This window comes from Paenibacillus sp. P4_A7 (assembly GCF_056402455.1).
This window is the reverse complement of sequence record NZ_JBFUHJ010000194.1, coordinates 1-9,492: the sequence shown is the minus strand read 5'-3', so window position 1 is coordinate 9,492 and position 9,492 is coordinate 1. Positions and strand designations below refer to the sequence as shown.

Genomic DNA, 9,492 nt, shown 5'->3' with positions numbered 1-9,492 from the left:
GCAATATGGGGCGGCTCTAGAATAAGTAAACCTGTCTTAAACTGAAGTAAAAAGCCGATTATCCACTTCTCATCAGGAAATGTTGTTCTTACAAGAAGTGAATTGTCCGGCAGCCTTTCAATCACATTCTCATCAAAATGGTCCGTAGCCGCAACTATAGCCTCACCTAAGAATCGAAGGACAAGATCAACTGTCTGTTGGTTTTTAGGCTTCCCCCATCGTTCATTCAATTTAGTGAGCGTAATTGTTCTGCGGTTGAAGGAATCTGCCAGAGTCTGCAGATCACGAATACGGGAAAGTTTGAAAATCCGGTAATCCTCGCGGTTCAAACAATAACCATGCAGATACCACGCGTACCTTTTTAACACGAGCCCCATTGGCTCGATGCACCGTTCAGTTTCTCCTCCTTTGCCGTCAGTATAGGTAAACCGGATCAGCTTTTTATCATTGATTGCTTTTTGCAGCGATTCATACTTGTCTCGCTCTACCTCACTTTTTCTCCATGGGGTAAAGTCGATAAGAAGTTGATCGCTGTCCGCCAGTCGTCCTTGTTCCGTTTGTGATACCAGTGCACCAACCTTATCGAGTAGACGTTCCATACTTGAATGATTCATCGCTTGAGTCGACTGAAGACCTCGCAGAGCAGTGAACAAGGAAATAAGCTCATCAAATGAAAGCATTTGGCGGTCCAGACGAAAGTTATCCATAATTTCATAGCCGCCTTCCCCTCCCGTATACGATACTATGGGGATTCCGGCGAGACTCAAAGACTCCAAATCACGATAAATCGTGCGTAAAGACACCTCCATTCGATCAGCCAATTCTTGCGCTTGTACGCGCCTACGATTCAATAAAAGTATCGTGATGGCCATAAGCCGTTCTAGTTTCATTCCTGCACCTCCATTCCAGAATAAATTAAAACCATCATAAACCATCTTTCCCATCAACAGTAGTTAAGTTTGGAAATCAGAAAATAATGTATCTGGTTTAGAAAAGATTGTGTCAGGGTGGAGCCGTGTTCATCTGCCTTAGTACTTAATTATTGGTGATTAATGTGAAGACGCGTATTCGTCCACATGTGCAGCTGGGTCCAGCTTCTCTCTGCTCATGATGAATGCAGCGGCCAATGCTAGTACTGCAGGGATGAGGCTCCATGCAAAAGTCACGACGATAGAAGACGATAGTCCCTCCGTAATCGAGCTCAACACCTTCCCGTCCATAGATTGCCGGATTGCGGGATTCATCAGCACATACGGGTCGCTGAAGTTGACGTCCGCTGGCATATTCGCCGTTCCATTGCTACCAAACGCCTTCGTCAGCTTGTCAGTGAGTGAATGGCTCTGAATAATTCCGAATATCGTAATCCCAAGTGTCATGCCGAGTGAGCGGTTGAAGTTCAGTGTAGAGGTCGCCGCTCCCCGCTGCGTAGCCGGAAACGAATGAATTGCAGCACTGCTGAGTACTGAGAAGGAAGCACCGATGCCAAGTCCGATCAGGATCATATAGACCGTGATGAGGAACCGCGGCGATTCCGACGACAGCGCTGCCAGAAGTGCAATTCCAGCGATCAGGATGATAAGCGTAGGAATCAGGATCGTACGGTACGGCAGCTTAGACATCAAAAATCCTCCCACGGTCGCTGTCACTACCGAACCAACCATCATGGGAAGCAGTACAAGTCCTGCGCTAGTCGCAGTGCCACCCAATACGCCTTGAATGTAAATCGGTATAAACATCGATGCGGTCATGAACGTTGCTCCGCTAAGCATAGCAACCAAATTGCTTGTCGTGTAGAGACGGTTTCGGAACATCTGAAATGAAATGATCGGTTCAGCAGCCTTTCTTTCCACATATACAAGTAGACCTGTGAGAATTACGAAACCTGCAAACATGCCCAATATTTGAGGTGATCCCCATGCGTATTCTTTACCTCCTAACTCAACTGCGAACATGAGGCAGATGATCGCCCCAACCAATAAGAAAGCGCCAAGAAAATCAATTTTCTGCTTGGAATGCTCTTTCGACTCTTTGTAGAAAAATACAATCAAGAAGAAAGCAATTAAACCGAGCGGTAAATTGATGTAGAAAATCCAAGCCCAATGAATATGGTCCGTTATAAAACCACCTAGCAACGGAGCGGCAATACTCGACAAGCCGAACAGGGCTCCGAACATTCCCGTCATCTTTCCTCTATTTTCAGGTGCGACGACATCAAACATGATCGTGAATGCTATCGATACCATAGCGCCGGCTCCGATACCTTGAATTGCTCTGTAAACACTGAGCTGAACAATTGATTCAGCTAATCCGCATAATGCAGAGCCAATCATAAACACAACGATTCCGAATACAAAAAAACTTTTTCGTCCATACATGTCGGACAATTTTCCGAATATCGGCATACCCGCCATCTCTGCAATCATATAAGCAGATGTGACCCATACGAATTTGTCGAGACCGCCAATCTCTCCTACAATCGTTCCCATCGCTGTCGCCACAATCGTGTTATCCATAGAGGCCATTAGAATGGCGAGCAGAAGCCCTACAACGATAACCCCTACTTTGTTCTGTGYTTTATTCATTTCAATCCCGTTCCCTTCTTCATTTAAGGTAAATGGTGAATCCGTATCTGAAACAATCATAAACCACCCTTGTTGACAACTGTGTGTCAAGAACGAAATCCAAGCGAATAGTTAGTCAAACCTCTACCATTAAACGAAATACGATACTGGTTATCGGGATAGATTTCTCCAAACAAAAAAAAGCTGCTCCGAAGAGCAGCTTGAGGGGCGATCATCAGCCGAAGCCGAGCAGGTTATTCTAATACTGTCGGTAACAGATATCCAATAATTGCATGTTTTAAAACGGTAATCTTCATTGCTGTCTTGTCAGCCAAGCAGCGATTTCCTCTGTCTGCGACAGAACTGCAATAGGATCATAGTACCAAGAACGCTCTTCTTTCCATACATACACCTGATCGTTCTTGACCGCATCAAGCGTAGACCATATCGGATCGGCTTTAATATCCTCCAAAGTAAGGTCGTTAGACGTTAGAATAATATAGTCACCGGCATATTGGGACAATAACTCATTGGACAGCTCCGCCCACTGTTTTTTCATAATTTCTGCCGCAATATGGGCAGGCGGTTTAAAACCCAACGCCTGATACACGGCCTGACCGCCCCGTCCGAAATTATCGCCGTATACATAGGTCGACTTACCTGCCACTTCAAAAATAGTAAATGTCTTATCGGACGGCACTACCTTTTCTACACTTTCTCTTGCAGCAGCAATACGACGATCGTAATCGGCAAGCCACGCCTCCGCTTCTTTGGTTCTGACAAATGGCAGAGTGAAGCCTACAGGACAGGGCAGGCAACACGGTAGCCTGCAATCTTGTTGTTGCTCGGACATATACTAAAATAGTACAGCAAGAGTTGCCTCGCATTATGCAGCAGCTTCGTTACGGTCTTTGGACTTCAATCGTCGCACAGCTTCTTTTGCTGGTTCAATTGGTCTCGCCGCTTTTCGGATATTCATTTGCAGATGAGGTTAAGACGGAGGTATTGGTAATTGTAGATGCTTTCCTAGTTCTGCTAGCTACACTCGGCATTATAAGTAACCCGACTAAGCCAAATTCAAAAGGTTACAATCTATAGCTATGACAAAGCCCGCCGAACCGTTTGGTTAGCGGGCATTTTTTATTGTAATCAGTTATGAACCTTCCCTATTCGAACTTCACTCCAACAACAATAATAACTAGCACTTTTTTTGAGCATATTAATCGAAAAAGATAAGGCGGGAAATGAATGCATACAGTTTGGAAAGGTGCAATCAGCTTTGGACTCGTGCATATCCCAGTTAAAATGCACACAGCGACTGAAGATAAGGATATTCACTTCCGCAGCCTTCATAAAGAATGTGGAATGCCAATATCTTACGCAAAGACATGCCGTCACTGCGATAAGGAAATTGAGCTGGATGAAATTGTGAAAGGCTTTGAATACGAAAAGGATAAGTACGTCATTATTAAGGAAGAAGAGCTTGACCTCATTAAGCCGGAATCAGCTAAAACCATTAAAATAATCGATTTTGTAGATCTTACAGATATCGATCCGCTTTATTTTCAGAAAGCTTATTATCTCTCGCCCGATATGGCGGGGTCCGGTGCTTACAGCCTCTTATTGGAGGCGATCAAGCAAACTGGAAAAATTGGAATAGCCAAAATATCGATTCGCAGTAAAAGCAGCTTGGCCGCCATACGAATCGTCGATAATTGCTTATGTTTAGAGACAATGTACTTTCCCGATGAGATTCGATCGATTTCACAAGTCCCTAATTTGCCTGTTCAAATGGACATTAGTGAAAAGGAACTCTCGATGGCCATTATGCTTGTCAATCAACTAAGCGACAAATTCCAGCCTGAGAAATATACAGACGATTACCGTAAAGCATTAATCGAACTAATTGAACAGAAAATTACTGGGGAAAGTTTAGACATTATTGCACCATCAGCAGCAGCCAAATCTAATGTCATTGATCTCATGGCAGCGCTGCAAGCCAGCCTCGATGCTACTAAAGCACCGCCTGTTACATCTGCACCTAAGAGAAAGCGGAAAAGCCCAGACAAGAAGGCTGAGGACCATGTATCATGACAGAAATGTCTTTGCCCTCCATACCTATGGCTCCCATCACTTCTCCTGACATCCCGACTGGGCCAGAGTGGGGATACCAAGTGAAGTGGGACGGTGTTCGCACTTTAGTCCGGCTCGATGGCAACGGAGGAGTTGAGCTATTCTCAAGACGGCTTGAGCCTCGAAACGATACTTTCCCTGAAATCGTAGCGTTACTAAAACCATTAAAGCTCGGTGCTTGTGTGCTTGACGGTGAGATTGCATACTTTGATGGAACAAGACCAAACTTCCAACGAGCCCGCTTAGGCGTAAGGAAACGGTCATACGATGACTCTTTGCTCTTCGTCGCGTTCGATATTCTAAATGATAATGGTTTGGACCTGCGCTCCCTCCCTTTTCAAGAACGATACGACCTGCTCTCTGCCAAAATCCCGCTTAAGCAACCCCGATTTTTCGTCAGTGATTTATTTTTCGATGGGCAATCTTTATGGGAATGGCTTAATGAACGGGAGTGGGAAGGAATTATATCGAAGCGATTAGACAGTCCTTACACGGAAGGAAAAAAACATAAGGACTGGTTCAAAAAAAGAAAGGAAGTACGACTTATTGCTGACGTTGTAGGAATCAAATTAAGGAATGGACAAGTTTCCAGCCTTGTGCTGAAGTTCGAGGATCGTTACATAGGCCATGTGTCAGGGCTGGACAACGCTTCAAAAAAGGTACTGATGCAGTTTATGCAGGAGCATCCAGGGGATTGTCCCTTTCCAATACTTTCGCAAGRGATGAAGAAATCCGATATCGTCTGGCTAAGTGTTCATTTCCCATGTCATGTCACTGCTTTAGAGTTTACTGACTCGGGCCTGCTTCGCCAGCCTAAATTAATTAAGTTTGGTAATTAGGAAGCTAAATTACAATATCAAGTGTGTACATGCGCTTGAATCCATCGTATAAATCATCCCCCCCAAGTAGAAGATAAGCTCGTACTTAAAACTAATTAAGGTGGGGTAAGTAAATGAAGAWAGTATTATTATCATTTAGTTTTATCGCTTGCTTGATGCTGCTCTCCGCTATTCCTGCTTTTGCAAACAACATGAATTACAGCACAAACACACCTGCAACTGATATCAAAAATGATGTGAATCGTGGTATTAATGATGTCAGTCGCGGTGTGAACGATGTCACTCGTGCAATAGGAACAGAATTGAACCCTAACAACTACAGAACGACCACACCTGGCTATACTGGCACGAACATGAACCCTAACAACTACAGAACGACCACACCTGGCTATACTGGTACGAACATGAATTCTAATAATTACCGAACAAATACAACTGGCTATAATGGAACAAATGTACACGCAAATAACTACAGAGCAAAAGCAACAGTAAGTAATGGTTCTAATTGGGGCTGGCTTGGTCTTATTGGCTTATTTGGATTAGCAGGCATGAGAAGCCGCGGGCGTGATGGTGACCGTGCTTAGAAATAATGATTAAATATTAATTATACGGATTCTCCATATCAAACACGAACCCCTTGTCTTCAAAAGACAAGGGGTTCGATTTACATTATGTAACGACCATGTTCTGGTACTGCAATTGTGTTGAAATTTTCTATTAAATATCTCAAATTTTTCTCAAGTGCTTCACCAAACATTGGTTTCCCATGTCCCGTTATAACCAGTTTAGGTTTGAGATCAGCTAGCTCTTTAACTGATTTCTCTGTCGCTACCCAATCTGTTGTGAAATATTTAGGCGGTCCACTTATGTCCTGCTCTTGCATGATCACTTTGTAAAGTGATTCTTGTTTAACTGTCACGAAAGCATCACCAGCGATAAGCGTTCCATCTTGCTTACGAAATAGTGATATATGACCTGCGTATGACCATGCGTATGACCAGGTGAATGTATATACTCCCAATCCGGCAGCACAGGAATACTTCCATCCGAAGGCAAAGCAGCAACTCGATTATCCAAATTTATTCCATCATGCGGGAAAAATGGCGACAACTCAGATATGAGACCTCCATCCACTGTAGAGTCCGCTGGAGGATAATCAACTTTTCCTGTCAAGCTTTGGGTGAAACTATAAAATGTCCAATTGTTAAACTCTTATTCCAATCTAGGCTTGGCTGGATCGCAATTCGGGGGTGGAACTGATCCGCTTTATGACAGCTTTAATAGATAGTAACATTCCTCACGATACATATGATCAGGCACCAACGGATTTAATCGACTAAGTAACTCCTCACTTAACTCCATTTCCTCAAGCTCAGTTAAAAACGCCATTAATACAGACATTTCCATATTAACATCTTCATGAAATTTGGATAAAGCAGGGTAATGCTTCCGCATCGTTCTGAAGTAGCCTGTCATTTCAATTGCTTTCAAATAAAATGCATTAAAATGTTTTTCAAACTTTTCACTTTTTTTAATTAATCGCTTCTCAACGGGATCTAAATTCTTTGCAATGGAAGCTGCGTGTCCTGCTGCATCCGGTAGCCAGAGTAGATCGTGATGGAGCGAAGAAAACATAGGAACCGGATCCCCTCCCAGCAGAGCGGTTAGAATTTTAATATATTCATCTAGCTCGTTTACCATGTGATTAATAAAGGTTGGTGTAAGTCCTATACTTACTTTTCCAATTAGCAGTCGATCTAACAAGTCCAGCTTGAAGGTACGTAGACTTTCAGTGGCATCGAAAGCTTTCTTATTGAATTCGGATAAATCAACATCTTTCATGCGTGACTGCCGCAAAAGATTGTCAAAGTGATTTATATATTCCATTGCTATTTGTATATCCTTCATCTCGATGGGGGATAAAGCATTATAAATAAACCTTGCATGATCCCCTAATATTTGCAGCCAAAAACGATGTTCAAACCATGCCTGCTCTTCCATATATCATCCTCCTCATAAATTTTCTATCACTTCAACCTTATGAGCTGGACGATCATAAGTATTCAAATAATACCGTTAATACTGAATATAATTTTTAAAATCGTACACATTAATGATGCCACTAATCGAGGAGGATACAAATTATGACAAGCCCCATTTCATTTCCACAATTTCCAGAATCCTATTGGATTGATTCAACGGGATTACCATCCTACCCTAAGCTTGAACAATCTGTTGAGACAGATGTTACAGTTGTCGGTGGAGGCCTAACCGGGATAACAACTGCATATTTGCTTACACAAGCAGGATTCAAAGTTATTCTATTAGAAGCAGGCAGATTACTGAATGGCACAACCGGTCATACGACTGCAAAAATAACAGCACAGCATGATTTAATCTATGATGAATTGATGAAACGCGAAGGAAGTGAGAAAGCATCCCTCTATTACAGAGCTAATGATGAAGCAATTCGTTTTATACAAAGTACGATTGAAAAATTAAATATTGATTGTGGCTATTCTGCTCAAGATGCTTATGTGTTTACTAATACAGAAAGCTACATAACTAAATTAGAAAATGAAATGTCAGCGTATGATTTGCTTAAGATACCAGGTGCATTTATGGACCACATTCCTTTACAGGTACCGGCTAAAGCTGCCGTTAAAATGATGAACCAAGCCCAATTTCATCCTCTCCATTATTTAACTGCACTAATCAAAAAATTTGTTGATGCGGGAGGTATCATTTATGAGAACACTACCGCAATTGACGTTGAGACAGGGTCATTGCCAAAAGTAATGACGAGCAGCGGGCACCAGATTACTTGCAAGCATGTAGTGTCATGCACACACTTTCCATTTTACGATGGCCTTGGCTTTTATTTTGCAAGGATGCATGCGGATCGCTCCTATGTACTTGGAATTAAGGTTAAAGAAGAATACCCCAGCGGCATGTTTTTAAGTGCTGAAGATCCTAAGCGTTCGATTCGTTATGTTGAGATGGAAGATCGAACTAAGCTCATACTCGTCGGCGGACAGAGCCATAAAACAGGTCAAGGTATATGCACAATCAATCATTATGAAGAGCTGCAGAGATATGCTAAAGAACATTTTCAATTGGAAGAAATCGCATATCGATGGTCCGCTCAGGATCTAGTAACAGGTGACAAAATCCCTTACATCGGTCGAATTACCACCTCCTCACCCAATATTATCGTTGCTACCGGCTACCGAAAGTGGGGTATGACAAACGGTACCGCAGCTGCATTGCTTATTCGTGATTTGATTTTAGAAAAACAGAATCCTTTTGAAGAGCTCTATTCGCCCTCCCGTTCCATGTCGTTGAACACAATGAAGAATCTCGTTATAGATAATGCAGATGTGGCAAAACATCTCATTGCAGGTAAGCTGGAAATTATCCATAAGCAGCCAGAGGATTTAGCGAATGACGAAGGAAGCATCGTTAAAGTTTATGGTCGTAGAGCAGGTGCTTATAAGGATAAGGATGGTAATCTATTTCTCGTAGATACAACATGTACACATATGGGCTGCGAAGTTGAATGGAATAATGGGGACCGGACATGGGATTGTCCTTGTCACGGTTCAAGGTTCTCAATTACTGGAGATGTTGTGGAAGGGCCAGCAGAGCGACCATTAAAGTTGATTTCTCAATAGTGAATTTATAAAGCCGTCAGGTATTTATACCTGACGGCTTTTATATAATTCTATACTTTAATGCTGAGAGTAGTTCGAGTATCCTGTATTTTGATTATTCATATTCATATACGCAGGATTTTGATTTTGAACTGATTGGGAATGGGAAATCTGATTACAGATTCCAGATATTTGCTGAAGCTGCTGCATCGCTGTTTGATGTCCTTGCAATGCTGTTTGGATCATTTGTGCTGCTTGCTGCTCACGCTGAGCGATTTGCTCAAGTTGAACTGCATTGTTTTGCTC

Annotated in this window: 11 protein-coding genes and 1 pseudogene; 5 read left to right on the top strand and 7 right to left on the bottom strand. The window is 42.6% G+C overall.

All coding sequences use genetic code 11. The features are described 5' to 3' along the window. The 3 genes from AC1DWN_RS20195 to AC1DWN_RS20185 form a co-directional block, all read right to left on the bottom strand. Positions 1 to 890: helix-turn-helix transcriptional regulator (locus AC1DWN_RS20195; RefSeq protein ID WP_477560700.1), on the bottom strand; the 890-nt coding region annotated here is incomplete at its 3' end. Between the two features lie 159 nt (positions 891 to 1,049). Continuing rightward, positions 1,050 to 2,582 (bottom strand): MDR family MFS transporter, encoded by a 1,533-nt coding sequence (locus AC1DWN_RS20190; RefSeq protein ID WP_477560701.1) that lies wholly within the window; start codon positions 2,580 to 2,582, stop codon positions 1,050 to 1,052. Between the two features lie 292 nt (positions 2,583 to 2,874). Then, positions 2,875 to 3,414 carry an ABC transporter substrate-binding protein gene (locus AC1DWN_RS20185; protein WP_477560699.1) on the bottom strand — a complete coding sequence of 180 codons (540 nt, stop codon included), beginning with the start codon at positions 3,412 to 3,414 and terminating at the stop codon, positions 2,875 to 2,877. A gap of 35 nt (positions 3,415 to 3,449) precedes the next feature. Between AC1DWN_RS20185 and AC1DWN_RS20180 the strand changes: the two genes are divergently transcribed. The 4 genes from AC1DWN_RS20180 to AC1DWN_RS20165 all read left to right on the top strand — a co-directional run bounded on the left by AC1DWN_RS20180 (position 3,450) and on the right by AC1DWN_RS20165 (position 6,117). Next, positions 3,450 to 3,659 (top strand): phage holin, encoded by a 210-nt coding sequence (locus AC1DWN_RS20180; RefSeq protein ID WP_477560698.1) that lies wholly within the window; start codon positions 3,450 to 3,452, stop codon positions 3,657 to 3,659. 150 nt (positions 3,660 to 3,809) lie between these two features. After that, positions 3,810 to 4,655 carry a non-homologous end joining protein Ku gene (gene ku, locus AC1DWN_RS20175; RefSeq protein WP_477560697.1) on the top strand — a complete coding sequence of 282 codons (846 nt, stop codon included), beginning with the start codon at positions 3,810 to 3,812 and terminating at the stop codon, positions 4,653 to 4,655. Next, positions 4,652 to 5,533, top strand: a complete 882-nt coding sequence (locus AC1DWN_RS20170; protein WP_477560696.1) for an ATP-dependent DNA ligase — start codon at positions 4,652 to 4,654, stop codon at positions 5,531 to 5,533. Before ku ends, AC1DWN_RS20170 begins: the two co-directional genes overlap by 4 nt. 113 nt (positions 5,534 to 5,646) lie before the next feature. Continuing rightward, positions 5,647 to 6,117: a WGxxGxxG family protein gene (locus tag AC1DWN_RS20165; protein WP_477560695.1), complete on the top strand. Its 471-nt coding sequence runs from the start codon at positions 5,647 to 5,649 to the stop codon at positions 6,115 to 6,117. Positions 6,118 to 6,197: 80 nt separating this feature from the next. Here AC1DWN_RS20165 and AC1DWN_RS20160 read toward each other — a convergent pair whose 3' ends face one another. From AC1DWN_RS20160 to AC1DWN_RS20150, 3 genes are all read right to left on the bottom strand, one after another. Next, positions 6,198 to 6,452 (bottom strand): hypothetical protein, encoded by a 255-nt coding sequence (locus AC1DWN_RS20160; protein WP_477560694.1) that lies wholly within the window; start codon positions 6,450 to 6,452, stop codon positions 6,198 to 6,200. After that, complete coding sequence (locus AC1DWN_RS20155; RefSeq protein ID WP_477560693.1) at positions 6,449 to 6,667, bottom strand: hypothetical protein; 219 nt, start codon at positions 6,665 to 6,667, stop codon at positions 6,449 to 6,451. The genes AC1DWN_RS20160 and AC1DWN_RS20155 overlap by 4 nt, the downstream gene beginning before the upstream one ends. A gap of 132 nt (positions 6,668 to 6,799) precedes the next feature. Then, on the bottom strand, positions 6,800 to 7,534 hold the full coding sequence (locus AC1DWN_RS20150; RefSeq protein WP_477560692.1) for a DUF2935 domain-containing protein: 735 nt from the start codon (positions 7,532 to 7,534) through the stop codon (positions 6,800 to 6,802). Positions 7,535 to 7,677: 143 nt separating this feature from the next. On the opposite strand from AC1DWN_RS20150, the gene AC1DWN_RS20145 reads away from it, so the two are divergent. After that, positions 7,678 to 9,207 carry an FAD-dependent oxidoreductase gene (locus AC1DWN_RS20145; RefSeq protein WP_477560691.1) on the top strand — a complete coding sequence of 510 codons (1,530 nt, stop codon included), beginning with the start codon at positions 7,678 to 7,680 and terminating at the stop codon, positions 9,205 to 9,207. Between the two features lie 57 nt (positions 9,208 to 9,264). On the opposite strand, the pseudogene AC1DWN_RS20140 reads toward AC1DWN_RS20145, so the two are convergent. Continuing rightward, a pseudogene (locus AC1DWN_RS20140) lies at positions 9,265 to 9,492 on the bottom strand (AMP-dependent synthetase and ligase); the annotation flags it as partial.

Excerpts from the sequence above, each read along its gene's own strand:
- AC1DWN_RS20185 (WP_477560699.1), bottom strand. The coding sequence starts at position 3,414 with ATGTCCGAGCAACAACAAGATTGCAGGCTACCGTGTTGCCTGCCCTGT.
- AC1DWN_RS20180 (WP_477560698.1), top strand. The coding sequence starts at position 3,450 with ATGCAGCAGCTTCGTTACGGTCTTTGGACTTCAATCGTCGCACAGCTT.
- AC1DWN_RS20145 (WP_477560691.1), top strand. The coding sequence starts at position 7,678 with ATGACAAGCCCCATTTCATTTCCACAATTTCCAGAATCCTATTGGATT.
- AC1DWN_RS20150 (WP_477560692.1), bottom strand. The coding sequence starts at position 7,534 with ATGGAAGAGCAGGCATGGTTTGAACATCGTTTTTGGCTGCAAATATTA.
- ku (WP_477560697.1), top strand. The coding sequence starts at position 3,810 with ATGCATACAGTTTGGAAAGGTGCAATCAGCTTTGGACTCGTGCATATC.